The organism is Rhizobium sp. Leaf384, assembly GCF_001424065.1.
Lineage (GTDB): Bacteria > Pseudomonadota > Alphaproteobacteria > Rhizobiales > Rhizobiaceae > Ferranicluibacter.
The window spans coordinates 779025-800103 of the sequence record NZ_LMQE01000005.1; the positions used below are offsets into that span (position 1 = coordinate 779025).

Sequence of the window (21079 nt, forward strand, 5' to 3'; positions counted from 1 at the left end):
CTCGTCGTGTCGGCGCGTCGCGCGTCAGAAGCCGAGAAGATAGAGCCCTGTGCCCAGAAAGGCGATGGCCGAGGCGATGCCGATGGCCGGCACCTGACGGCCGAGAAAGAAGGCGAGCGCCCCGAACGCGATCGCACCGACGCGCAGCCAGAGCGGCGAGCCCTCGAGCACGCCGGTGGGAAACACGATGAGCTTGGAGACGACGCCTGCCACCAGCGCGGTGGCCACGGCCCGCACCCAGTTGAGGACCTCCGAATCCTCCCGCAGGCGCCGGCCGGCGATCACGCCCAGCCAGCGCCAGATATCGGTGGCGAGAAAGCCGGCGATGGCGATGAAGACATAGCCCCAGGCGTCCGGTTGCCAGGTCATGCGGCTCCCCTCCTCATGCCCGTGCCACCAGCCGCCGACGCCGCACCACGTCGAGCCCCCAGGCGAGCGTTCCCCCGACGATGCCGGAGAGCAGCAGGTCGAAATCGGGCGCGAACAGGGTCGCGAGCGGACCGAGCAGCAGGCCGACGACGAGGGCGATATGGATGACCGGATGCCGCGCCGAGCTCCAGATGGAGGCCAGGAAATAGACCGGTGTCAGGAAGAACAGGCACCCGGCCACGATCGGCGGAAACTCCGCCACATATTGGTACAGCGTGCCGACGACGACCATGTTGGCAAGCACGAGCGTCATGCCGAGGCCGAGCACATAGGTGACGCGGTGGGGGCGCGGCACATGCTGCACCCGTTCCATCGCCATCACCCAGGCGGTCACCGCGACCAGATGCGACACGATGAGCAGCACGAAGGTGCGCGTCTTCTCCGCGCGGATCTCGGGGATCAGCGCCGCGACCATCGGCATCAGCCGGATCGACGACAGCGTCACCGCGACGAAGGCCGTCAGGAGGTTGGCCCCGGACTGGATCGAACCGATGAGAATAAGCTTTGCGGGCAGCGCCCACACGATCCCGGTCATGAACACGGCCTGATCGACCGGCACGCCGGACTGCTGCGCGAAGGCCGTGAAGCCGACGAAGGAAATCAGCAGAATCGCCGCCGGCAGGCTGAAAATGCCTTGCATGCCCTTCAGAAACCAGAACCCCGCCGTCCCCTCGTCATCCCTGTCGTCCGAATATGCCACGCCACCCTTTCCCGCTCCGCAGCGCCCGGAGGCGACGCGCAAGCCCGATCGTCATGGCGGTGGAGATGCCGCGGCGATGCTGCCGCGTCAAGCCATCCGGCCGGTTTATGACCGCCAGACGTGCCGCTGTCCCGGCGGCGTCCGCACATGAAAATGCCGGGCACAGGGCCCGGCATCTCTCCGTCTCGATCTCGCGAGCTTACTTCCGCGGCACCTTCGGCACCGTCCGGCCCTTGCGGGGCGCGTCGGTTGCCGGATCGGTTCCCAAGTCGGCACCAGAGTCGGCACCAGAATCAGGTACCGAGCCGTTTGTCGCCGTCGTATCGGCGTCGTCGGCCTTGGCCTTCTTCGGCTTCGGGCCGGTATCGGCACCCACGGTTTCCATCTCGGCCTTGGCGGCACGGGCCGGCTTGCGGGGCTTCTGCTCCACCTCGGCCTTCGGCTTGATGCGGGCCGTTTCCGAGATGGTCTCGAGCACGAGACCCTTCTTGCCGTCCGCCTTCGGGCCGACCGTCACCTTGACGACGCCGCCCTTCTTGAGCTTGCCGAACAGGATCTCTTCGGCGAGCGGCTTCTTGATGTGCTCCTGGATCACGCGGGATAGCGGGCGGGCGCCCATCTTCTCGTCGTAGCCCTTGTCGGACAGCCAGGCGATCGCATCCTCGTGCAGGTCGAACGTGACGTTGCGTTCCGACAGCTGGGTTTCAAGCTGCATCACGAACTTCTGCACGACCTGATGGATGACCGGCGTCGGCAGCGAGCCGAACGGGATCACCGCATCCAGACGGTTGCGGAACTCGGGCGTGAACAGGCGGTTCAGCGCCTCCACATCCTCGCCCTCGCGCTTGGACGAGCCGAAGCCGAAGGCGGCCTTGGCCATGTCGGACGCGCCCGCATTGGTCGTCATGATCAGGATGACGTTGCGGAAGTCGATCTTCTTGCCGTTATGGTCCGTCAGCTGGCCATGATCCATGACCTGCAGCAGGATGTTGAACAGGTCCGGATGCGCCTTCTCGATCTCGTCGAGCAGCAGGACCGAATGCGGGTGCTGATCGATGCCGTCGGTCAGGAGACCGCCCTGGTCGAAGCCGACATAGCCGGGAGGTGCGCCAAGCAGCCGCGAGACCGTATGGCGTTCCATGTATTCCGACATGTCGAAGCGCAGCAGCTCGACACCCAGCGAAGCCGCCAGTTGCTTAGCCACCTCCGTCTTGCCCACGCCGGTCGGGCCGGAGAAGACATAGGAGCCGATCGGCTTGTTGGGCTCGCGAAGGCCCGCCCGCGCCAGCTTGATGGCGGAAGAGAGCGCCTCGATGGCGAGATCCTGGCCGTAGACGACCGAGCGCAGTTCCTTTTCGAGGTTGGCGAGAACGGTCTCGTCGTCCTTCGAAACGGTCTTGGGCGGAATGCGGGCCATCGTCGCGATGGTCGCCTCGATTTCCTTCTCGGTGATCAGCTTGCGGCGCTTGTTGAGCGGCAGCAGCATCTGGGCCGCACCGGTCTCGTCGATCACGTCGATCGCCTTGTCCGGCAGCTTGCGGTCATTGATGTAGCGGGCCGAAAGCTCCACGGCCGACTTGATCGCCTCGTTGGAGTACTTCAGCTTGTGATAGTCCTCGAAATAGGGCTTCAGCCCCTTCATGATCTCGATCGTGTCGTCGATGGTCGGCTCCACCACGTCGATCTTCTGGAAGCGGCGCACCAGGGCCCGGTCCTTTTCAAAGAACTGGCGGTATTCCTTGTAGGTGGTCGAGCCGATGCAGCGGATCGCGCCCGAGGACAAGGCCGGCTTCAAGAGGTTCGACGCATCCATCGCGCCGCCCGACGTCGCCCCGGCACCGATGACGGTGTGGATTTCATCGATGAACAGCACGGCGCCCGGATACTCCTCGAGCTCCTTCACGACCTGCTTCAGACGCTCCTCGAAGTCGCCGCGGTAACGGGTGCCGGCCAGCAGCGTGCCCATGTCGAGCGAGAAGATCGTCGCGTCCTGCAACGCTTCCGGCACCTTCTTCTCGACGATGCGCTTGGCGAGACCTTCGGCGATCGCCGTCTTGCCCACGCCCGGATCGCCCACATAGAGCGGGTTGTTCTTGGAGCGGCGGCACAGCACCTGGATCGTGCGATTGACCTCGGTGTGGCGTCCGATCAGCGGGTCGATCTTGCCGACCTTGGCCTTCTCGTTGAGATTGACGCAATAGGCCGTCAGCGCGTCCTGCGGCTTCTTCGGACCGCCCTCGTCCTGCTCGCGCGCAGCCTTCGGCGCCTCGTCCGTCTCCTCGGTCCCGCGCGGCGTGCGCGTTTCCGAAGAGCCCGGCCGCTTGCCGATGCCGTGGCTGATGAAGTTGACAGCGTCGTAGCGCGTCATCTCCTGCTCCTGCAGGAAATACGCCGCATGGCTTTCGCGCTCGGCAAAGATCGCGACGAGCACATTGGCGCCCGTCACTTCCTCGCGACCGGACGACTGCACGTGGATCACCGCGCGCTGGATCACCCGCTGGAAGCCTGCCGTCGGCTTGCTGTCCTCGTCATAGCCGGTGATCAGGTTGCCGAGTTCGTTGTCGACATAGTCGGACACCGTCTTGCGCAGGGCATCGAGATTGACGTTGCAGGCGCCCATGACGGCGGCCGCGTCGCCGTCGTCGATCAACGCCAGCAGCAGGTGTTCGAGGGTCGCATATTCGTGGTGGCGCTCGTTGGCCAGCGTGAGAGCCTGGTGCAGCGCCTTTTCAAGGCTTGTCGAAAATGTTGGCACGTCGGATCCTCATTTCTTTTCCATGACGCATTGCAGCGGGTGCTGATGCTGGCGGGCGAAATCCATCACCTGCGTCACTTTGGTTTCGGCTACTTCGTAGGTGAAGACGCCGCATTCCCCGACGCCGTGTTTGTGGACACTCAGCATGATCAGTGTCGCCGCCTCGTGATCCTTCTGGAAGAACCGTTCCAGCACGTGGATGACGAACTCCATCGGCGTATAGTCGTCATTGAGAAGCAGCACGCGGTACAGGCTCGGCTTCTTGGTCTGTGTCTTCGTCCGGGTAATGACCGAGGTGCCGCGATTGGAATCGCCGTTCCCCGCATCACTCCCGGCCATCCGGATCGGCAGAGCGATCATTCGTCTTCATTCCCTCGTCGGATCGCAAAGCTTGGGAGCCCATTGCGACCATTCCATGACACAACAGATAGTGTGTCCCGCGTCGATTTTAAGCCCGTTCGGCCCGACTGCAACGATATTCGAACCCCGCGCTCAAGTTTGCTGTTTTTTACCGGAACGGGACGCGTGCCCCATTGCGGGAAGCGGGGGCAACAAGCAGGTGCAGCGCCTCGGGGACGCAGGATTGTCTCGGATATAGGGATGCGAACGCACGAAAAAACCGGCAGCGGTTGCCCGCAGCCGGTTTTCTTTGTTGGAAGGCCTGCGCCCCCGTCTCATGGCAGATCGCGGGTCACAGGTCGGGCGATGCCGATCGCGGATCCGTGATCCCCGGACGGGATCAGGCAGCGGCGGACTTGGCGGCCGAGGCAGCGGCCTTGGTTGCCGTCTGCACCGCGTTGGCGGCCTGCGCCATCGGCGCTTCGTAGGACTTGTAGCTGTCCTTGGCGAGATCGGTGACCATGGTCCCGATCTTCGTGGCTTCCGAGACATAGCCTTCGTAGGAGGACTTCAGGAACGAGGTCTGCAGTTCGACGACCGCCTCGATGCTGCGCACGCCGGTCAGCTTCTGCATGTGCGCGACGCTGTCCTCGAAGCTCTTCTTGGAATAGTCGGCCGCTTCCATGGCAATCGCCTGGAAACCCTTGGTCATCGCGACATAGCTCTTGGTCATCGTGTCCAGAGCGTCCTTGCCGGCAAAACCCGTATCGGAAAAGGTGAACATGGCATTCCTCCAAATGTTTTTCGATGGGATCATCTTAGTTGCAGTGCACAATAAAGTCAAGATTGACGCGTGCAGTGCAACATGAGGATGCTCTTCCGGCAGCGGCTCAGACGAAAAAGCCCGGCGGGCAGAAGCCGGCCGGGCAAGAACTCTAACATTCCCAGATGGTTGAGGGAAAATCCTCAGAGATCGATGTCGAGGATCGCCATGGAGAAGCTGAACGACAGTTCCCCGTCTTCCTCGTCGCGGAACACCACCCCGAGGAACTCGTCGCCGAGATAGACCTCGGCAGACTCGTCCTTCTTCGGACGCGCCTTGACGACGATCTGCGGATTGAAAATGCGCTTGAAGTAGGCTTCGAGTTTCTTGATGTCTTCAGGCTTCAAGTCGTGTCTCCTAGCAATTGGACGCGCGGCGCTTCTCTCATGAAGCCGCAAGACCTGTAAACCCTGCACGAGGCAAGCCGTTCCAACCGCGGCACTCTGTCCACGCCCGCGCGGCATCATCCGGATCCCGCCGTCGCGAACGCTTGAACCGCAGCCTCAGATCTCGAAGCTCTGCAGCACCTGGTCCATCGAGCGGGACGGTTCCGAGCAGCCGGCCTCGCCGACCACCCGCGCCGGGACGCCGGCCACCGTGACTTTCGGCGGGACGGGCTTCAGCACCACCGAGCCGGCCGCCACGCGCGAGCATTGCCCGACATGGATGTTGCCGAGGATCTTGGCGCCCGCGCCGATCAGCACGCCGTTTCCGATCTTCGGATGCCGGTCGCTGCCTTCCTTGCCGGTGCCGCCCAGCGTCACGCCGTGCAGGATCGAGACGTTGTCGCCGATGACGGCGGTCTCGCCGACCACGAGGCCCGTCGCATGGTCGAGAAAGATGCCCTTGCCGATCCGGGCACCCGGGTTGATATCGGTCTGGAACACGGAGGAGGAGCGGCTCTGCAGGTAGAGCGCGAGGTCGCGCCGCCCGCGCAGGAGCAGCCAGTGCGCCAGCCGGTGGGTCTGGATCGCGTGAAAGCCCTTGAAATAGAGGATCACTTCCATGAAGCGGGTGCAGGCGGGATCGCGGTCATAGACGGCCTGGATGTCGACGCGCAGGATGCTCGCCCAGTCCGGCCAGTCCGCCGCCATGTCGAGAAAGGCCTGCCGCAGCAGGCTGGCATCGAGATCCGCATGGTCGAGACGCTGCCCGATGCGGTGGATCACGCTTTCTTCGAGCGAACGCTGGTTGATGATGGTGGAATAGAGGAACGCCGCCAGCATCGGCTCCTGCTGCGCGGCATGGCGTGCCTCGTCCTGCAGGCTGTCCCAGATCGGGTCCATCGTCTTGACGGTCTCGTTCGCGCGCATGTCCATGATCATGTCAGTCCTGGCGACCATGTCGCACTCCTTCACGGCCGCTCTTGCCTTAGGCCGGTTCTCCGGATCCGCGGGGGCCTCCCGGCAGGCCAAGCCTTCCCGAAGACAACTAGCCTTCCCGAAGACCGTGGGAAGACCGCCGGCGTTTCCAAGCATCGTCCCTTCACAATAGGGCACTTCCGCTCAAGTTTAAATGGGGGGTCCCGGCCTTCTTGGCCCGGACCCGTCGCACGCCGTCACCGGGCCCTCGTCCGAGAGCCCTATCAGGCCATGATCAGACGCCTGTGACAGGCGTTTCGCGTCCCGCATCGTCCCCCTATCGTCCCTGTATCGTTCCCGCCGCCGCTCAGGCGTTCTCGGCCAGGAAAGCCAGCACCGCCTTCTTGAACACGCGATCGCCGACGGCAAGCATGTGGTCGCGGTTGGGAATGTCGATGGCGACCGCGCGGGGCATCAGGTCGGCGAGCGCCTGCCCCGAGCCGGCAATGTCGTCCTTCGTCCCCACGCCGATCAGCGTCGGCACGTCGATCCGGGCCATCTCCGCCTCGGTCAGAAGCGCACGCGACGTGGCGATGCAGGCGGCAAGGGCTTGCCGGTCGCTCTTCGTCTGGTCGGCGAACATGCGGAACATCCGGCCGCGCTCATGGGCGACGTCGTCGAGCGACGGTGCAAGCAGGGCGTCGGCGATCGGGTCCCAGTCGCCGACGCCGGTCACCATGCCGATCCCGAGGCCGCCGAGCACCAGCGTGCGCACGCGCTCGGGTGCCTCCAGCGCCAGGAAGGCCGAGATCCGCGCGCCCATGGAGTAGCCCATGACATGTGCCGTCTCGAGCCCGAGATGCGTCAGCAGCGCGCGCGCATCGCCGGCCATGTCGGTCGGGTGATAGAGCGCCGGATCGGTCGGCTTGCTGCTGGCGCCATGGCCGCGATTGTCGAGCGCGATCACCCGGTAGCCGGCATCCCCCAGCGTCTTCAGCCAGCCGGGAAACACCCAGTTGACGCTGGCGGACGAGGCGAAGCCGTGGATGAGCAGGACCGGCGCGCCGTCCGGATCGCCCGCATCGAAGAAGGCGATGTCGAGGCCCTGGTGGCGAAAGCTGGAGTATGGCGGCGGCGACAGATCCATCTCGGCGGTTCCCTGGATGTTGGTCCGTCTCCCTTACTGCCCGCCGCGGCGCGGAAAAACCCCGTGCGACGCAAAAAACGCGTTTGGCCCGCGCCAATCGTCTACCTTTTTGCGGGGAACCGGCCTAATGTCCGCGCCGACACCGCGCGTGCCGACCGCAAAGGGCGAGGCGCTGCGGGCAGACCAGACAGACGATCCGGGCGGTCGACGCGATCCAGGCGATCGACACGAACCAGACGAATTAGACGAACCAGACGAACCAGACGAAAGAGTGGAGAACGACATGGCCGGGCACGGTATTCCTCATTTCCAGAACGACGGCGGTCACGCGGTGATCGAGGTCGGCGTCAAGGAATTCATGTGCACGGGCGCCTCCGTGCCCTACGACCATCCGCATATCTATCTCGACATGGGCGACGACAACGAGAAGGTCTGCTCCTACTGCTCGACGCTCTTCCGCTTCAATGGGGCTCTAAAGATGGACGAGACCCGGCCGACCGGCTGCCTGTTCCAGACGAAGGCGGCCTGATCCGGTCCCGGCGGGATGCCGCCTCCCGGCTTTGCACCCGGCTCCGGCCTTCCGCCTGCGTCCGGCGCTTCGGCGCATGACGCCCTGCCTGCCCCGCCCGCCGACGCACGCGCGCGCCTGACGATTGCGGTCGTCGGGGCCGGACTTGCCGGCCTCACGGCGGCGCTGGCGCTCGCCGCAAAGGGCATAGCGGTCGATATCCTGGAGCGCGCGCCGCGACTGGACGAGGTCGGCGCCGGCCTCCAGCTATCCCCGAACGCGACGCGCATCCTCGGCGCGCTCGGCGTGACCGGGGCGCTTTCCCCCCTCTGGTTCGAACCGGCGGAGATCCGCCTCGTCGACGGCCGCACGCTGGCCACGCTGGCCACCGTGCCCGCCGGGGATTTCGCCCGGATGCGTTGGGGTGCGCCCTACGCCGTGGTGGCCCGGGCCGACCTGCAGCGCGCGCTCGCCGACGCGGTCTCTGCTCATCCCCTCTGCCGGTTGCATCTCGGCACGGCCGTCACCGACGCCTCTCCGGCCGACATCGCACGGCACACGGGCCAGCAGCCCGATCTCGTCGTCGGGGCCGACGGCATCCGCTCCAAGGTGCGCGCCGCGATGGGCCTCTCCCCGGCCCGCTTCTCCGGCAACATCGCCTGGCGGCTCGCGGTCCCGCCCGGGGCGCCCGTGCCGTACCCGTTCGACCCGACCGTCGTCACCGCCTTTCTCGGCCGCAGGGCGCATCTCGTCGCCTATCCCATGGGCGCGGCCGGCGGCCTCAACCTCGTCGCCATCGGCAGCGGCCGCGCCGAGCAGGACGGAGGCGACGTCGTCGTCCGCAAGGCCGTGTCCGATCTGCTCACGGGCTGGAACCACGCCTTTGGCGCGGCGCTTCCGCGGGCGGAGCCGCTCGGCCGCTGGCCCCTTTACGAGATCGTCGCGGGCTCCGGCCGGCCGGCCGGATGGCACGACGACCTCCGTGTCCTGATCGGTGATGCCGCCCATGCCATGATGCCGTTTTCGGCCCAGGGCGCTGCGATGGCCATCGAGGATGCCGCCGCGCTGGCAGAGGCCCTCGCACCGATCCTGTCCGGCGCGAAAGACATGAGGACCGCGCTCGACAGCTTCGTCGCGGAGCGCAGCCTTCGCGTCGAGAAGGTCCGCGCCCGCGGCGCGTTCAACCGCTTCGCCTACCACGCCTCCGGCCCGGTTCGCCTCGGACGCAACCTCGTCCTGTCGCTGCGCTCGCCGGAACGTCTGGCCGAGGACTTCGACTGGCTCTACGCCCATCGCGCCGCCGGGCGGACGCCCTAGCCGCTGACGGACGCCGCCGCCGTGAACCCGGCCTCGAGATCGCGCCGCAGGTCCGGCACGTCCTCAAGCCCGATCTGCAGCCGGATCACCGGCCCTTCCGCAGGCTGCTTGCAGATCGTCCGGTCCGACAGGCCGACCACGAGCGCGAGGCTTTCATAGCCGCCCCAGGAATAGCCGAGCCCGAACAGCGACAGCGCATCGAGAAACGCGTGCGCGCGCATCTTTGCCTGTGCGGGATCGGGAGCTTTCAGCACGAAGGAGAAGATCCCGCTCGCACCGGTGAAGTCGCGCTTCCACAGATCATGGCCCGGAAAGCTCGGCAGCGCCGGATGCAGCACCCGCGCCACATCCTCGTGCTCCTCCAGCCAGCGGGCGAGATTGAGCGCGCTTTCCTGGTGCCGCTCCAGCCGCACGCCCATCGTCCGCAGGCCGCGGAGAATCTGGTAGCTGTCGTCCGGCGAGCCGCAGATGCCGAGCGTGATGGTCGCCTCGTGCAGCTGCTCCCAGTGCCGGGCATTGGCCGACACCGTGCCCATCAGAATGTCCGAATGCCCGCTCGGATATTTCGTCGCCGCATGGATCGAGATATCGACGCCGTGATCGAGGGGCTTGAAGTAGAGCGGCGTCGCCCAGGTATTGTCCATGGTGACGACGCAGTCCTGCCGGTGCGCGGCACGGGCGATGGCGCCGACATCCTGCATCTCGAATGTATTCGAGCCCGGCGCTTCCGTGTGCACCAGCCGCGTGTTCGGCCGCATCAGCGCCGCGATGCCGGCACCGATGGCGGGATCGTAATATTCGACCTCCACGCCCATCCGTTTCAACATCGTGTCGCAGAAATGCCGCGTCGGGAAATAGACGCTGTCGACGATCAGCGCATGGTCGCCGGCGGAGAGAAAGGCGAGGAACGGCACGGTGACGGCGGCAAGCCCGCTCGGCACGAGGATCGTTCCCGCCGATCCCTCCAGCGCGTCGATCGCCGCGCAGAGCGCATCCGTCGTCGGCGTGCCGCGGGTGCCGTAGGTGTATTTCTGGGCGCGCGTCTCCATCGTCCGCGCATCGGGAAACAGGACGGTGGACGCCCGCACGATCGGCGGATTGACGAAGCCGTGATAGTCCGAAGGCGCGTTGCCCGTATGCGCCAGCCGCGTATTCACGCCTGCACCTGCCAGAAAATCGTCCCTGTTGCTCATCTCACATTCCTGTCCTGTCTCGCTGAACCCGTCTCGGCACCCGACCCCGTCTCCGGGTGTCGCGTCTCTCGACCTGCCGTCCGCAACGCGCATCGGGCTTCTTGTCGGTCGGCTTCGCGCCGCAGGTCAAGCCCGCATCGTCGAAACAACGACGCGTGCCGAGGGGGTCTGCCTCATTTTTCGCCAGCACTTTGCATGGACCAGCCGTATCCGTCGATAAAATGAGCAGACCCGTCGATAATGTTGAAACGGCCTAGAAATTCGGCAACGTGACTTGACCCGTCCGACTTTTACGAATGAGATAGCCCCACTCGCGCCAGGAGGGTGGCGGGGGCGCTTCTTCCGGCCGGCCGTGATCGGCCGCAGGGATGAAGGCGACAGAAAACAGAAAAAGGGTCTAAAGAATGGCAACAAGAATTCTCCCGATCGTGATCGGCGCCGCTGTCCTGGGCTTTGGCGCCCACGCAGCCTCCGCCGGAACGCTCGATGACGTGAAGGCCAAGGGCTTCGTGCAGTGCGGCGTGAACGGTTCCAACCTCGCGGGCTTCGGTGCCCAGGACTCTTCCGGCAACTGGACCGGCCTCGACGCCGACCTCTGCAAGGGCGTTGCCGCTGCCGTCTTCGGCGACGCGACCAAGGTCAAGTTTACGCCCCTCTCCGCCAAGGACCGCTTCCCGGCCCTGCAGTCGGGCGAAATCGACATGCTCGCCCGCAACACCACCTGGAGCGCCAGCCGCGACAGCCAGCTCGGCTTCGACTTCCGCGCCATCAACTACTATGACGGCCAGGGCTTCATGGTGAAGAAGGAACTCGGCGTGAAGTCGGCCCTGGAGCTCAACGGCGCGTCCGTCTGCGTCCAGTCGGGCACCACCACCGAGCTCAACCTCGCCGACTACTTCCGCGCCAACAAGATGGAGTTCAAGCCCGTCGTGTTCGAAGCGCAGGACGAAGCCGACGCCGCCTACAATGCCGGCCGTTGCGACGTCTACACGACGGACCAGTCGGGCCTCTATTCGATCCGCCTGAAGATGGCGAACCCCGACGATCACGTCGTGCTTCCGGAAATCATCTCCAAGGAGCCGCTCGGACCGGCCGTTCGCCAGAACGATTCCAAGTGGTTCGACGTGGTGTCCTTCACGCATTACGCCATGGTGACGGCGGAAGAGTTCGGCATCACCCAGGCCAATGTCGAGGAGATGAAGAAGTCGGAAAACCCCGACATCAAGCGCTTCCTCGGTGAAGAAGCCAACAACACGATCGGCGCCGATCTCGGCCTGCCCAACGACTGGGCCGTCCAGATCATCAAGGCCGTCGGCAATTACGGCGAAGTGTTCGAGCGCAATGTCGGCACGGGCTCCCCGCTCAAGATCGAGCGCGGCCTGAACGCCCTGTGGAACAAGGGCGGCCTGCAGTACGCACCGCCGATCCGCTAAACCACACGCACAGAAGCGGCGGACCGGCTCTCCAGGGGTCCGGCCCGCCGCTTCCTCAACGTCTTGAACACCCGGAAAAAAGGGTGACCGACAGGGGACAGGTGAATGGCTGCAAACGACGTCCGCACCGGGGGCGGCGAACATCGACCGTCGGTGTCGCTGATCTACAATCCGGCTTTCCGAAGCATTCTCTTCCAGATCGCAACCGTGCTCGTCGTCGGCGGCGCGGCCTATTACGCGGCCCACAACGTCGCGGCGAACCTTGCGCGCAACGGCATGTCCACGGGCTTCGGCTTCCTCAACAGCCGCGCCGGCTTCGACATCGGCCAGACGCTGATCGCCTATTCGCCGGATTCGATCTATTTCCGCGCCCTGCAGGTCGGCCTTCTCAACACCCTGCTCGTCGCCTTCTGGGGCATCATCACGGCCACGATCGTCGGCCTGCTCGTCGGCATCGGTCGCCTGTCCAAGAACTGGCTGATCGCCAAGCTCTGCACCGTCTATGTCGAGGTCTTCCGCAACATCCCGCCGTTGCTCGTCATCTTCTTCTGGTATCTCGGCGTGCTCGCCCTTCTGCCCAACGTCCGCACCATCTTCCAGCATGTGAAGGACAATCCGGACGCCTTCTTCTTCGTCAGCAACCGCGGCATCTATTTCCCGGCGCCCGTCCCCGGCGAAGGGTTCGTCTATGTCGCCGCGGCCTTCGTGCTCGGCATCCTGGCCGCCATCGCCTTCACGCGCTGGGCCGGCGCCCACCAGCTGAAGACCGGCAATCGCCCGCCCGTCCTCCTCGTCAATCTCGCGCTGATCATCGCGCTGCCGCTTGTCGTCTTCCTGGCGCTCGGCATGCCGCTGACGCTGGATTATCCCATCCCCGGCTCGTTCAACATGCGCGGCGGCATGGTCGTCGGGCCGGAGTTCCTGTCGCTCTATCTCTCGCTCTCGTTCTACACGGCGGCCTTCATCGCCGAGATCGTGCGCGCCGGCATCCGTGGCGTCGCCTCCGGCCAGACCGAGGCGTCCTATGCGCTCGGCCTGCGCTCCGGCCTTGCCACGCGCCTCGTCGTCCTGCCCCAGGCCATGCGGATCATCATCCCGCCACTGACCTCGCAGTACCTCAACCTCATCAAGAACTCCTCGCTCGCCGTCGCCGTCGGCTTCTACGATCTCGTGGCGGTCGGCAACACGATCCTCAACCAGACGGGCCGCTCGATCGAGATCATCTCGATCTGGATGCTGGTCTATGTCTCGATCAGCCTGATCACCTCGGTGTTCATGAACTGGTTCAACGCCCGCGTGGCACTGGTGGAGCGCTGATATGGCCGCCGAGATCGCCTACGTCCGCCGCGACGTCCTCCCGCAGGAAAAGCCGCCGAGCTCCGACACCTCCGCGTTCGGCTGGCTGCGCAAGAACCTGTTCGCCACCCCGACCGACAGCATCCTGTCGCTCGTCGCCCTGCTGGCCGTGGTCTGGTACCTGCCCGGCGCGCTCAACTGGCTGTTCGTGCAGGCCGTCTGGACCGGCGCCGACCGCTCGGTCTGCACCACCACCGTGCAGGGCGGCATCCAGCCCGACGGCTGGAGCGGCGCCTGCTGGGCCTATGTCAACGACCGCTTCGTGCAGTTCATGTTCGGCTCCTATCCGCGCACGGAACTCTGGCGGCCGCTGACGGTGCTCGCCATCGCCATCGCGCTCCTCGTGCCCTTCCTGATGCCCAAGGCACCGCGCAAGGGGCTGAATGCGATCCTGCTCCTGATCGTCATGCCGGCCATCGCCTATATCCTGCTGCTCGGCGGCTGGTTCGGCCTGTCCTATGTGGAGACGTCGCTCTGGGGCGGGCTGATGGTCACGCTCATCCTGTCCTTCGTCGGCATCGCCGTCTCGCTGCCGCTCGGCATCCTGCTCGCGCTCGGACGCCGCTCGGAGATGCCGATCATCAAGACGGCCTGCGTCTTCTTCATCGAGCTCATCCGCGGCGTGCCGCTGATCACCGTGCTGTTCATGGCCAGCGTGCTCCTGCCGCTGTTCCTGCCGCCCGGCACCAATTTCGACAAGTTCCTGCGCGCGCTCGTCGGCGTGTCCATCTTCGCTGCCGCCTACATGGCGGAGGTCATCCGCGGCGGCCTTCAGGCCATTCCGAAGGGCCAGTACGAAGCGGCCGACGCGCTCGGCCTCAACTACGCCTACAAGACGACCTTCATCATCCTGCCGCAGGCGATCAAGCTGGTCATTCCCGGCATCGTCAACACCTTCATCGGCCTCTTCAAGGATACCTCGCTCGTCACCATCATCTCGATGTACGACCTGCTCGGCATCGTGAAGGCCAGCTTCGGCGACAGCGGCTGGAGCACGCCGGTGACCCCCTTGACGGGCCTCATCTTTGCCGGTTTCGTCTTCTGGATCTTCTGCTTCGGCATGTCACGCTATTCCGCCTTCGTCGAGCGCCGCCTCGACACCGGCCACAAACGATAACACGAGGGATTGACCATGGCTGAAGCCGCCCAGAAATTGACCGTTTCGTCCACCGATGTCGCCATCGAGATCGTGGCCATGAACAAGTGGTATGGGGATTTCCACGTCCTGCGCGACATCAACCTGAAGGTGATGCGCGGCGAGCGCATCGTCATCGCCGGCCCGTCCGGGTCCGGCAAGTCGACGATGATCCGCTGCATCAACCGGCTGGAAGAACACCAGAAGGGCACGATCGTCGTCGACGGCATCGAGCTCACCAACGACCTGAAGAAGATCGACGAGGTTCGCCGCGAAGTCGGCATGGTGTTCCAGCACTTCAACCTCTTCCCGCACCTGACGATTCTCGAAAACTGCACCCTCGCCCCCATCTGGGTGCGCAAGATGCCGAAGAAGCAGGCCGAGGAGATCGCGATGCACTATCTGCAGCGCGTCAAGATCCCCGAGCAGGCCAACAAGTATCCGGGCCAGCTCTCGGGCGGCCAGCAGCAGCGCGTCGCCATCGCCCGCGCCTTGTGCATGAAGCCGAAGATCCTGCTGTTCGACGAGCCGACCTCGGCGCTCGATCCGGAAATGGTCAAGGAAGTGCTCGACACCATGGTGAGCCTTGCCGAAGAAGGCATGACCATGCTCTGCGTCACCCACGAGATGGGCTTTGCCCGCCAGGTCGCCAACCGCGTCATCTTCATGGACCAGGGCCAGATCGTCGAGCAGAACGCACCGGCCGAGTTCTTCGACAATCCCCAGCACGAGCGCACTAAGCTCTTCCTCAGCCAGATCCTGCACTAGCGCACGTTGCCAGACGCCCGACGCCCGACGCCGCAGATCGCAGCACGACACCCCCGAAACCTCCGGCGAACGCCCGTTCGCCGGAGGTTTTTTCGTGCGGGATCCTGCGCCGATGCGCCTTTGCAAACGGTCGGAAGGGACGTCTTTAACCCCGTTTTAGACCCTGCCTTGACCGCCGATTGGGACGCGATATACCGCTTGTCAAGAAAGTTATGGTGGACTTGAGGATACCTGGAGCCGCCTCTCCCTCTTCCCGCAAGGCATCGTGCTATGACCGGACTTTTTACCGCCTCCCGAACCTTCGCGAAAACGGGCAATGCGCTCGTGGACGGGTTGATCTCCGGCAATGCATGGAACGCGGCGACGCTGACCTATGCCTTCCCCACCTCGACCACGGCCTACGGCTATACGAGCGGCGTCTACGAGAACGTCGCCCCGGTCTCGCAGGCGCAGCAGAAGGCAGCGCTGTTTTTCCTGGAGCAATCCTATGGCCCGGCCGCCAATGACGGCTTTTCGGTCGAAGGCTTCACCCTGCTGAAACTGTCGGCGGGAACTGCAACCAACGCCACGCTGCGCTTTGCCGAATCGTCGACGGCCAATCCCACCGCCTATGCCTTCTATCCCGGCACCTACGAAGAAGCCGGCGACCTCTGGTTCGGCACGGAATATGCCGGTACGCCGTTCGATTACCGGACGGCGAAGATCGGCACCTATGCCTGGCACACGATCGGACACGAGCTCGGCCATGCCCTCGGCCTGAAACACGGCCACGAGAGCGTCGCGCTGCCCTCCGCCTATGACAGCGTCGAGTTCAGCATCATGACCTACCGGGCCTATGTCGGCGCCCCGCTGACCGGCTACAGCTACGGCCTCAACGATGCGCCGCAGAGCTTCATGTCGCTCGATATCGCTGCCCTGCAGGCGATGTATGGCGCCGACTACACGGTCATGAAGGGCGATACGGTCTATCGCTGGACGCCGGGCAGCGGCAACACGATCATCGACGGCACGGTCGCCATCGCGCCCGGGGCCAACACGATCTTCGCCACGATCTGGGATGGCGGCGGCACGGATACGTTCGATCTCTCCGCCTACAAGACCGGCCTGTCGATCGACCTGCAACCGGGCAAGTTCTCGCTCTTCAGCGCCGATCAGGCCGCCGACCTCGGCGGTGGCCCGAACAATGGCCATGCCCGCGGCAACATCTTCAATGCGCTGCTCTACAAGAACAACACGGCGTCGCTGATCGAGAACGTGCTCGGCGGTTCCGGCAACGACCGGATCGTCGGCAACCAGGTCGCAAACAAACTCACCGGCAATGCCGGCAACGACAAGCTCTATGGCCTTGCCGGCGACGACAGTCTCCTCGGCGGCCTCGGGGCGGACACGCTCGACGGCGGCAGCGGCTCGGATACGGCCTCCTACGAGGATGCCACGGCCGGCGTCCTCGCCAGCCTGATCAAGCCTTCGGTGAACAAGGGCTTTGCCGCCGGCGATCTCTACGTCTCGATCGAAAACCTCACGGGATCGGCCTATGCCGACAATCTGGTCGGCAATCTCGACGCCAATGTGCTCAAGGGCGGCGGCGGCAATGACAGCCTGTCGGGCGATGGCGGCAACGATCGGCTGATCGGCGGGGCTGGCGCCGACAGGCTGAACGGCGGCAGCGGCCGCGATACCGCGTCCTACGAGGACGCGACCGCCGGGCTCAAGGCCAGTCTGCTGAAGGCCGCGCTCAACACGGGCTATGCTGCAGGCGACGTCTACAGCTCCATCGAGAACCTCACCGGCTCGGCCTTCGACGATACGCTCACCGGCGACGCTGCCGCGAACACGCTGCGCGGGGGCGCAGGCAACGACATTCTGTCGGGAGACAGCGGCAACGACATCCTCATCGGCGGGGCCGGCGCGGACAAGCTCTATGGCGGCGAGGGCAACGATGTGGCCTCCTACGAGGATGCCACCGCCGGCGTGATCGCCAATCTCGGCAAGGCCTCCCTCAACACGGGCTTTGCGGCGGGCGACACCTACGCCTCGATATCCGGCCTGATCGGATCGTCATACGACGACCAGTTGACGGGTGACGGCGGCACCAACGTCCTCATCGGCGGCAACGGTCGCGACGTCCTGAACGGAGGCAATGGCAATGATCGCCTCGTCGGCGGCGCGGGCCTCGACACGCTGACGGGCGGCGCCGGCGCGGATACGTTCGTCTACGCGACGACGCAGGAGTCCGGCCCTGCCTCGACCGCGCGCGACCTCATCACCGATTTCTCCGGCGCGGCGGGCGACCGGATCGACGTGTCGGGCATCGATGCCAACATCGTCATCGGCGGCGTCCAGCATTTCAGCCTCATCGGCGGCGACGCCTTCTCCAAGACCGCGGGACAGCTGCGCTACGTCACCCTGTCGGCCTCGTCCTTCGTCTACGGCGACACGAACGGCGATGGCGTCGCCGATTTCACGATCGCCTTCGACGATGCCGTGGCCTTCCGCTCGGAATTCTTCATCGTCAGAACGAAAAAGGCCGGAGGGACGACGCCCCCCGGCCTTTCAACAAGCGCTTTCGACAAAAACAGCCTTCCGACAAAAAGCAAAAGCCTAGCCGACGAAGGCCCGCTCAATCACGAATTCGCCCGGCTTGTTGTTGGCGCCTTCGCTTAATCCGGCCTCTTCGAGCAGCAGCTTCGTCTCCTTCAGCATCTCGGTCGAGCCGCAGATCATGCCCCGGTCGATCGCCGGATCGAAGGCGGGCACGCCGAGATCGGCAAACAGCTTGCCGTTGCGGATGAGGTCGGTGATGCGGCCGCGGAAGGGATAGTCCTCGCGCGTGGCCGTCGCATAGTGCCGGAGCTTCGTGCCGACGACGTCGGCCAGGAACTCGTGGTTGCGGATCTCCTCGACCAGGTCGAAGCCGTATTTCAGCTCCGCCACATCGCGCGTCGTGTGGGTCAGGATGACCTCGTCGAACTTTTCATAGGTTTCGGGATCGCGGATCAGGCTTGCGAAGGGCGCAATGCCGGTGCCGGTTGAAAACATGTAGAGCCGCTTGCCGGGCGTCAGGGCGTCGAGCACCAGCGTGCCTGTCGGCTTCTTGCGCATCAGCACCTGGTCGCCGGGCTGGATGGCCTGGAGATGCGAGGTCAGGGGACCGTCCGGCACCTTGATCGAGAAGAACTCCAGTTCCTCGTCCCAGGACGGGCTCGCGATCGAATAGGCGCGATAGATGGGCTTGCCGTCGACCATCAGGCCGATCATGGCGAACTCGCCGGAGCGGAAGCGGAAGGCCGCGGGCCGCGTCATGCGGAAACGGAACAGCCTGTCGGTATAGTGCGTGACGCTGGTCACGGTCTCGGCAAACACGCCGGCCGGTACGGTCGCGGCGAAATCCTCGGTCTTGGCCGGAGCATTCATCTGTGCGTCTCATCCTCATGGGTGCGGGTGGAGCCGAAGCTCATGAAAGGAGCGGGCGAAAGGCTGACGACGCCTCTCAGGTTTTCATGCGCGGAATATTCCATCGCAGCCGGCAAGGAAAGCAATTCCGTTTCAAAATTTTTGCACCTGTGAGATTGGCGCGCGCGAGCCGTGAGCGTCGCCGGCAGGTCTCCCGGCCTTAAGCGGGGGACCGGGCTTACGAAACCCGGCGCCAGCTGTAGGAGCCGGCAGCGGCCGCGGGCTTGGCCGTCGGCTGGTAATGGTTGTCGATGCCCGGCAGGCGCCCTTCCCCCAGCCGCTTCAGCGCCGTGGCATTGGTCACCGCAAAGCTGTCGATGCCACAGCGCAGCATCAGCGGCACCTGGTCGATCAGGACGTCGCCGACCGCGCGGATCTCGCCGTGAAACTTGAGCCGCGACCGCAGCAGCGAGGCATGGCTGAACGCCCGTCCGTCGTTGAAGGCCGGAAAGGCGACCGCGACGAGCGCGATATGGTCGAGATAGGGCTGCAGCCGCGCCACATCGTCGGCGGGGTTGATGAGCACGCCGAGCCCGGTCTCGCCGGCCTCCGCCTTCTCGATGAAGGCGGTCAGCCCGTGGATCGCCCGCTCGTTGGAGCCGGCGGCGCGCAGCCCTGCCGGATGATCCGCTGCCTGCGTTTCCGCAGCTTGCGTCTCCGCCGTTTCCAACACCCAGGGATCGTCGGTCACGAAGCCGGTGGTCTTCCAGATCTGCGTCATCTCAGGCGGCTTCCTGTTCTTTGGCGCCGTACAGCGCGTCCTTGAAGGGCTGCGGACCCACGCGGCGATAGGCGGCGAGGAAGGTCTCCTCTTTGGAAAGCCGCAGGCCGAGATAGGTGTCGACGATCGTCTCCACCGCGTCCGTGACCTTTTCCGGCTCGAAACCGCGGCCGATGATCTCGCCGATCGAGGTCGTCTCGTCGCCGGAACCGCCGAGCGTGATCTGGTAAAGCTCCGCGCCCTTCTTCTCCACCCCGAGAAGGCCGATATGGCCGACATGATGGTGGCCGCAGGCATTGATGCAGCCGGAGATCTTGATCTTCAGCTCGCCGATATCGGCCTGCCGCTCGGGATCGCCAAAGCGCGTCGAAATCTCCTGCGCCACCGGAATGGAGCGGGCATTGGCGAGCGCGCAATAGTCGAGCCCGGGACAGGCGATGATGTCGGTGATCAGCCCGGCATTCGCGGTTGCCAGCCCCGTCGCCACCAGCCCGCGATAGACCGCTTCGAGGTCGGCCAGCGCCACATGCGGCAGGATGATGTTCTGCTCGTGGCTGATGCGGATCTCGTCGAAGGCGTAGTCCTCGGCGATGGCGGCCACGGCCTCCATCTGCACGTCGGTCGCGTCGCCCGGAATGCCGCCGATCGGCTTCAGCGAGATCGTCACCATGCCGTAGTCGGGGTTCTTGTGCGGTGCCACGTTCTGCTGCACCCAGCGGGCGAAGTCCGGATCAGCCTTCTTCCAGCTGGCCAGATTCGCCCAGCCCTCGGGCCGCTCGGCCAGGGCGGGCGGCGCGAAATAGGCGGAAATCGCCGCGATGTCGGCGTCGGGCAGCTTCAGCTCGGTGTTCTTCAGCTGCAGGAATTCCTGCTCCACCTGGCCGGCCAGCACCTCCGCGCCGGTCTCGTGCACGAGGATCTTGATCCGCGCCTTGTACTTGTTGTCGCGGCGGCCGTGCAGATTGTACACGCGCATGATGGCCGTGGTGTAGGAGAGCAGGTCTTCCTCCGGCAGGAAATCGCGGATCTTCTTGGCGATCATCGGCGTGCGCCCCTGCCCGCCGCCGACATAGACCGCAAAGCCGATGCGGCCCTGGTCGTCCTTCTTCAGGTGCAGCCCGATATCGTGCACCTGGATGGCGGCGCGGTCGCGCTCGGCACCCGTCACGGCGATCTTAAACTTGCGCGGCAGGAACGAGAATTCCGGATGCACCGACGACCATTGCCGCAGGATCTCGGCATAGGGCCGCGGATCCGCCACCTCGTCAGCGGCCGCACCGGCAAAGTGATCGGCCGTCACGTTGCGGATGCAATTGCCCGAGGTCTGGATCGCATGCATCTCGACGCTGGCGAGATCGGCCAGGATGTCCGGCGTATCGGAGAGGGCCGGCCAATTGTACTGGATGTTCTGGCGCGTGGTGAAATGCCCGTAGCCACGATCATAGGTGCGCGCGATATGCGCCAGCATCCGCATCTGCCGGCCGTTCAGCGTGCCATAGGGAATGGCGACGCGCAGCATATAGGCGTGCAGCTGCAGGTAGACGCCGTTCATCAGCCGCAGCGGCTTGAACGCATCTTCAGCAAGCTCGCCCGAAAGGCGCCGCTCCACCTGGTCGCGAAACTGCGCCACCCGGGCAGACACGAAAGCATGGTCGAATTCATCGTAGCGATACATCGTTTGTCTTTTCCTTGAAGCCCGAC

Annotated in this window: 19 protein-coding genes; 7 read left to right on the forward strand and 12 right to left on the reverse strand. The window is 64.9% G+C overall.

From position 1 onward, the window contains the following. Window positions 1-24: 24 nt before the first annotated feature. From ASG25_RS12035 to ASG25_RS12070, 8 genes are all read right to left on the reverse strand, one after another. Complete coding sequence (locus ASG25_RS12035; RefSeq protein WP_062473811.1) at window positions 25-369, reverse strand: AzlD domain-containing protein; 345 nt, start codon at window positions 367-369, stop codon at window positions 25-27. Between the two features lie 13 nt (window positions 370-382). Next, window positions 383-1129 carry an AzlC family ABC transporter permease gene (locus ASG25_RS12040; protein WP_162242187.1) on the reverse strand — a complete coding sequence of 249 codons (747 nt, stop codon included), beginning with the start codon at window positions 1127-1129 and terminating at the stop codon, window positions 383-385. 199 nt (window positions 1130-1328) lie between these two features. Continuing rightward, window positions 1329-3884, reverse strand: a complete 2556-nt coding sequence (gene clpA, locus ASG25_RS12045; RefSeq protein WP_062473813.1) for an ATP-dependent Clp protease ATP-binding subunit ClpA — start codon at window positions 3882-3884, stop codon at window positions 1329-1331. 9 nt (window positions 3885-3893) lie between these two features. Continuing rightward, window positions 3894-4244, reverse strand: a complete 351-nt coding sequence (gene clpS / locus ASG25_RS12050) for an ATP-dependent Clp protease adapter ClpS (protein ID WP_062473815.1) — start codon at window positions 4242-4244, stop codon at window positions 3894-3896. A gap of 379 nt (window positions 4245-4623) precedes the next feature. After that, a complete protein-coding gene (locus ASG25_RS12055; protein WP_062473817.1) occupies window positions 4624-5007 on the reverse strand; it encodes a phasin family protein in 384 nt (127 codons plus the stop codon). Between the two features lie 182 nt (window positions 5008-5189). Then, a complete protein-coding gene (locus ASG25_RS12060) occupies window positions 5190-5393 on the reverse strand; it encodes a DUF3126 family protein (protein WP_062473820.1) in 204 nt (67 codons plus the stop codon). Between the two features lie 156 nt (window positions 5394-5549). Then, window positions 5550-6389 (reverse strand): serine O-acetyltransferase, encoded by an 840-nt coding sequence (gene cysE / locus ASG25_RS12065; RefSeq protein WP_062473822.1) that lies wholly within the window; start codon window positions 6387-6389, stop codon window positions 5550-5552. A gap of 325 nt (window positions 6390-6714) precedes the next feature. After that, window positions 6715-7494: an alpha/beta hydrolase gene (locus tag ASG25_RS12070; protein WP_062473824.1), complete on the reverse strand. Its 780-nt coding sequence runs from the start codon at window positions 7492-7494 to the stop codon at window positions 6715-6717. Window positions 7495-7777: 283 nt separating this feature from the next. Here ASG25_RS12070 and ASG25_RS12075 point away from each other — a divergent pair, with 283 nt between their 5' ends. Both ASG25_RS12075 and ASG25_RS12080 read left to right on the forward strand, forming a co-directional pair. After that, window positions 7778-8023 (forward strand): zinc-finger domain-containing protein, encoded by a 246-nt coding sequence (locus ASG25_RS12075; protein ID WP_062473826.1) that lies wholly within the window; start codon window positions 7778-7780, stop codon window positions 8021-8023. 15 nt (window positions 8024-8038) lie between these two features. Further along, on the forward strand, window positions 8039-9319 hold the full coding sequence (locus tag ASG25_RS12080) for an FAD-dependent monooxygenase (RefSeq protein WP_082475804.1): 1281 nt from the start codon (window positions 8039-8041) through the stop codon (window positions 9317-9319). Here the strand turns inward: ASG25_RS12080 and ASG25_RS12085 are convergent. Beyond that, complete coding sequence (locus tag ASG25_RS12085) at window positions 9316-10512, reverse strand: cystathionine beta-lyase (protein WP_062473829.1); 1197 nt, start codon at window positions 10510-10512, stop codon at window positions 9316-9318. The two genes, ASG25_RS12080 and ASG25_RS12085, sit on opposite strands and share 4 nt — an antisense overlap. A 404-nt stretch (window positions 10513-10916) precedes the next feature. On the opposite strand from ASG25_RS12085, the gene ASG25_RS12090 reads away from it, so the two are divergent. The 5 genes from ASG25_RS12090 to ASG25_RS23610 all read left to right on the forward strand — a co-directional run bounded on the left by ASG25_RS12090 (window position 10917) and on the right by ASG25_RS23610 (window position 17868). Further along, window positions 10917-11945, forward strand: a complete 1029-nt coding sequence (locus ASG25_RS12090) for an amino acid ABC transporter substrate-binding protein (protein WP_062473830.1) — start codon at window positions 10917-10919, stop codon at window positions 11943-11945. 105 nt (window positions 11946-12050) lie between these two features. Then, window positions 12051-13262 carry an amino acid ABC transporter permease gene (locus ASG25_RS12095; RefSeq protein ID WP_062473832.1) on the forward strand — a complete coding sequence of 404 codons (1212 nt, stop codon included), beginning with the start codon at window positions 12051-12053 and terminating at the stop codon, window positions 13260-13262. A 1-nt stretch (window position 13263) separates the two neighbouring features. Beyond that, on the forward strand, window positions 13264-14418 hold the full coding sequence (locus ASG25_RS12100) for an amino acid ABC transporter permease (protein WP_062473834.1): 1155 nt from the start codon (window positions 13264-13266) through the stop codon (window positions 14416-14418). A 15-nt stretch (window positions 14419-14433) separates the two neighbouring features. Next, on the forward strand, window positions 14434-15204 hold the full coding sequence (locus ASG25_RS12105) for an amino acid ABC transporter ATP-binding protein (RefSeq protein ID WP_062473835.1): 771 nt from the start codon (window positions 14434-14436) through the stop codon (window positions 15202-15204). Window positions 15205-15474: 270 nt separating this feature from the next. After that, window positions 15475-17868, forward strand: coding sequence for a M10 family metallopeptidase (locus ASG25_RS23610; protein ID WP_062473837.1), 2394 nt, complete (start codon window positions 15475-15477; stop codon window positions 17866-17868). On the opposite strand, the gene ASG25_RS12115 is transcribed toward ASG25_RS23610, so the two are convergent. The 3 genes from ASG25_RS12115 to ASG25_RS12125 all read right to left on the reverse strand — a co-directional run bounded on the left by ASG25_RS12115 (window position 17806) and on the right by ASG25_RS12125 (window position 21053). Further along, a complete protein-coding gene (locus ASG25_RS12115) occupies window positions 17806-18618 on the reverse strand; it encodes a ferredoxin--NADP reductase (protein ID WP_062473839.1) in 813 nt (270 codons plus the stop codon). The genes ASG25_RS23610 and ASG25_RS12115 overlap by 63 nt on opposite strands. Window positions 18619-18835: 217 nt before the next feature. Beyond that, window positions 18836-19378 (reverse strand): DUF934 domain-containing protein, encoded by a 543-nt coding sequence (locus ASG25_RS12120; protein WP_062473841.1) that lies wholly within the window; start codon window positions 19376-19378, stop codon window positions 18836-18838. Between the two features lies 1 nt (window position 19379). Then, the gene (locus ASG25_RS12125) at window positions 19380-21053 is read right to left on the reverse strand and encodes a nitrite/sulfite reductase (RefSeq protein WP_062473843.1); all 1674 of its coding nucleotides are present in this window, start codon (window positions 21051-21053) and stop codon (window positions 19380-19382) included. Between the last annotated feature and the right edge of the window lie 26 nt (window positions 21054-21079).

Bases quoted from the DNA above. Each gene is read 5' to 3' on its own strand.
- ASG25_RS12035 (WP_062473811.1), bottom strand. From the start codon at position 369: ATGACCTGGCAACCGGACGCCTGGGGCTATGTCTTCATCGCCATCGCC.
- clpS (WP_062473815.1), bottom strand. From the start codon at position 4,244: ATGATCGCTCTGCCGATCCGGATGGCCGGGAGTGATGCGGGGAACGGC.
- ASG25_RS12055 (WP_062473817.1), bottom strand. From the start codon at position 5,007: ATGTTCACCTTTTCCGATACGGGTTTTGCCGGCAAGGACGCTCTGGAC.
- cysE (WP_062473822.1), bottom strand. From the start codon at position 6,389: ATGGTCGCCAGGACTGACATGATCATGGACATGCGCGCGAACGAGACC.
- ASG25_RS12070 (WP_062473824.1), bottom strand. From the start codon at position 7,494: ATGGATCTGTCGCCGCCGCCATACTCCAGCTTTCGCCACCAGGGCCTC.
- ASG25_RS12075 (WP_062473826.1), top strand. From the start codon at position 7,778: ATGGCCGGGCACGGTATTCCTCATTTCCAGAACGACGGCGGTCACGCG.
- ASG25_RS12080 (WP_082475804.1), top strand. From the start codon at position 8,039: ATGCCGCCTCCCGGCTTTGCACCCGGCTCCGGCCTTCCGCCTGCGTCC.
- ASG25_RS12085 (WP_062473829.1), bottom strand. From the start codon at position 10,512: ATGAGCAACAGGGACGATTTTCTGGCAGGTGCAGGCGTGAATACGCGG.
- ASG25_RS12090 (WP_062473830.1), top strand. From the start codon at position 10,917: ATGGCAACAAGAATTCTCCCGATCGTGATCGGCGCCGCTGTCCTGGGC.
- ASG25_RS12095 (WP_062473832.1), top strand. From the start codon at position 12,051: ATGGCTGCAAACGACGTCCGCACCGGGGGCGGCGAACATCGACCGTCG.
- ASG25_RS12100 (WP_062473834.1), top strand. From the start codon at position 13,264: ATGGCCGCCGAGATCGCCTACGTCCGCCGCGACGTCCTCCCGCAGGAA.
- ASG25_RS12105 (WP_062473835.1), top strand. From the start codon at position 14,434: ATGGCTGAAGCCGCCCAGAAATTGACCGTTTCGTCCACCGATGTCGCC.
- ASG25_RS23610 (WP_062473837.1), top strand. From the start codon at position 15,475: ATGACCGGACTTTTTACCGCCTCCCGAACCTTCGCGAAAACGGGCAAT.
- ASG25_RS12115 (WP_062473839.1), bottom strand. From the start codon at position 18,618: ATGAATGCTCCGGCCAAGACCGAGGATTTCGCCGCGACCGTACCGGCC.
- ASG25_RS12120 (WP_062473841.1), bottom strand. From the start codon at position 19,378: ATGACGCAGATCTGGAAGACCACCGGCTTCGTGACCGACGATCCCTGG.
- ASG25_RS12125 (WP_062473843.1), bottom strand. From the start codon at position 21,053: ATGTATCGCTACGATGAATTCGACCATGCTTTCGTGTCTGCCCGGGTG.